Annotated in this window: 4 protein-coding genes; all 4 read right to left on the reverse strand. The window is 41.3% G+C overall.

Annotation, left to right across the window (positions count from 1 at the left end):
- Nucleotides 1–141 precede the first annotated feature (141 nt).
- Nucleotides 142–405, reverse strand: a complete 264-nt coding sequence (locus KB557_RS11255; protein WP_399219008.1) for a type II toxin-antitoxin system RelE/ParE family toxin — start codon at nt 403–405, stop codon at nt 142–144.
- Nucleotides 392–622, reverse strand: a complete 231-nt coding sequence (locus KB557_RS10510; protein WP_255133992.1) for a CopG family transcriptional regulator — start codon at nt 620–622, stop codon at nt 392–394. Before KB557_RS10510 ends, KB557_RS11255 begins: the two co-directional genes overlap by 14 nt.
- A gap of 590 nt (nt 623–1212) precedes the next feature.
- A complete protein-coding gene (locus tag KB557_RS10515; RefSeq protein WP_255133994.1) occupies nt 1213–1566 on the reverse strand; it encodes a DUF86 domain-containing protein in 354 nt (117 codons plus the stop codon).
- Complete coding sequence (locus KB557_RS10520; protein WP_255133996.1) at nt 1556–1858, reverse strand: nucleotidyltransferase family protein; 303 nt, start codon at nt 1856–1858, stop codon at nt 1556–1558. The genes KB557_RS10515 and KB557_RS10520 overlap by 11 nt, the downstream gene beginning before the upstream one ends.
- Nucleotides 1859–2714 lie beyond the last annotated feature (856 nt).

Raw genomic sequence — 2714 nt, forward strand, 5'->3', positions numbered from 1 at the left:
TGAACGTTGGTCTTTGGCATTTAATGTGATGGCCATACCCAAACGTGTAGATGTAAATCCCGTTAGCTCTACCGATAATGCGGAGCTTTTTAGCGTTCGTAAGCGTCCCCAGGGCTTTTAAATTGATGTTAGAGGATTATCTCACCGGTAGACATCTCTTCGATGGCCGACTTTAATAATATCGACCACATGAGATTGATCATCAACAGAGTAGATGACTCGATAGTTACCTTGACGTACGCGATAGAGGCTTAATCTGCCCGCAAGCTTTTCAGATCCAGATGGACGTGGTTGAACTTGCAGTAATTTAATCCTTTCAATCAATCGAAGTAGGGTATCTTTATCTGTTATGGCCTGAAGTTCCTTCGATGCCGATGGCTTGATTATGAGCCTATATCCTTCCACTATTCCTTAAGTTTGAAACAAACTCTTCGAAGTCAAAACTCTCCTCAGCTTGCCTCTGATCAGCATCTTTTAAATCGTCTGCATCTTCGGCCAACGTGATGCGAACTGACTCATTAACCATATCTGATATTGAGCGATTACACGCAGCAGCTCTCATGCGCAGAGCCCGATGCACTTCTGCATCAAAATAGATGGTGGCTCGCTTTGAATCATCCATTTCACTATAGTAGCGATTTAACGTCAGAACGTCAAGACGCTAGGCCCTCTTCTTCTAATTGATGGATCTAGCGCCAAGTAACAGATGGTGGCTATTGGTTTAGGTTTCGTTAGCGAAGGCCCTGCCTGGATGTTTTAGCAAAGGTGCAGGATGGGTGTAGCACCAGTCCTGCCTGGCTACCAAGAGGAATAAGCCCAGTTATCTTAATTGTTTACTAATCCCCCTCAACTAAAAGGAACTAATTCGCTAATCAAAAGCCAAGGTTGTTTAAGTAAATTAATAACTCCACTACTACGGATAAAGCGGACTGCTGGTGGTAAGTACGGCACCGATCATGGGCGCCTTGATCGATAAGTTTGCCGATGCTTACACCAACACCTTAGTTATTGGCGAAGGCGACAACCCGATTTAGTACAGATGAGCTTGCTTGCGCCCTGCTCCATGGCCGTAGCAACCCAGAACTAGTACTTGCCTTTTAAAGGCTTGCTGATCAAAAAGAACATAAACAACAAAATTAGATTTTACATCTAAGTAAATAGTAAGGAGCCTGATTTAGGGATAGTTTTCAAAGGTTCAGGTGCATAACAGGATTAGTTTGCGCCAAACAAATCGCGAAGAAGCACTCCTACCTCAGCCTTTAAGAGAATCAGATCTGAATGGACAAGCCCGAACACCGAATCGTCATCAACTGCTCCGTAGTCATGAGCAAGTAAATTTCTGAAATCAATGATCGCACGCGAGTTGGAGATAGAGAGGAATAAAGGCTCATCTAGCGCACTGATCCTTCGAAGAGCCTCCCCAATAATGATGAATTCACGCTCAACTGAGGACCTGATAAAACGCTGTCTTAGGTAATTATCTAAAGTAACATCAACCATCACATCTTCAATAGCAATACATGCATCAAGAATATCCTGAAGATAAGCGGATAGATCACGTGCCATAAAGAAGCTTTTTTGTCCGGTTAATCTCGCCGGCAATAACTTTATTTTTCACTGCTCCACTCATTACTAAATCTACTTCGGCACGAAGAATCTCCCGAAATGCATCACGAGCTTCTAGAAAAATGTGAAATTTCTTAGTGATATCTAAAGGGCCAAATTCAACAAGGAGATCAATATCACTTTCACCAGGCCTAAAGTCATCTCTAAGAGCTGAGCCAAAAACGAATAGGCGCTCAATCCCAAATCTCTGGCAAGCGGCTGAGATCTCTTCCCGCTTGTTGTCGATAAACATTGAAATGACACACTCTTAAAATCATCATACCCCAAAACCAAGGGAAATAAGCAAGTCATAAGACCCAGTAATCTGTATAGAGTTAAATCAACACTGATTAACCAGTCTATGCAGTGCTATTAAAACCCGTCCTAAATCACAATAGCTGCCAAGATCATCTCCCTTATATAAATTATTTAATACTTGGTATTGTGCCTTTATTTGCTCCAGCGTTTTGAATTTGCCAGGCGGGCTTGGTTGGTTTAGCTTAACGAGCCTGGAGACTTAGCTATCTAGCTGGAGACAATTTATTTCCACAGGAAGAGACAAGAGCGATAAAATGAAGAGGGCTAAAGCAAGCAATTCTTATGCGTTATGATTAGTGTATATTTGTTTTGGTTGGGCTCAAAATAAAAACTTTTAGAATATTAATCGGCGTGGGCTGCAGTAAATAAAAAAAAGGGCAGGCGTTATATTAATCTATTTGCGATGCTGAGATGATCCAGAGCAAGCAAGGCTTGCTGATCAAAAAGAACATAAACAACAAAATTAGATTTTACATCTAAACAACTAGCATTTTATTGACATAAGTGTGAATTTAAAGATATAAATACTTAAATAAATTCAGAATCAGTAATCACTGAACCAATTGCTTTGTGTAAACCTAAAGACAACTTTCAACCTCCAATGTAAAAGCCCTAGGTTTTTTGCTGTGGGCTTTCTTGCCGAACTAGTTTATAGATCTATCTAGACGATATTGATTGATAAAAGAAACCACCATCAATTTCCCTTTGGCTCACAACGGCGCAACGAGTTGCAACCCGCCATAAAGCCCGATGGATAGGAGTGGAGTCGTAGCGAACTAGATCGGGAAAAC

Source organism: Synechococcus sp. Cruz CV12-2-Slac-r (genome assembly GCF_024346075.1).
In the GTDB taxonomy this organism is placed as follows: domain Bacteria; phylum Cyanobacteriota; class Cyanobacteriia; order PCC-6307; family Cyanobiaceae; genus Synechococcus_D.

Coding starts and splice junctions, on each gene's coding strand:
- KB557_RS10510 (WP_255133992.1), bottom strand. CDS start 622: ATGGATGATTCAAAGCGAGCCACCATCTATTTTGATGCAGAAGTGCAT.
- KB557_RS10515 (WP_255133994.1), bottom strand. CDS start 1,566: ATGGCACGTGATCTATCCGCTTATCTTCAGGATATTCTTGATGCATGT.
- KB557_RS10520 (WP_255133996.1), bottom strand. CDS start 1,858: ATGTTTATCGACAACAAGCGGGAAGAGATCTCAGCCGCTTGCCAGAGA.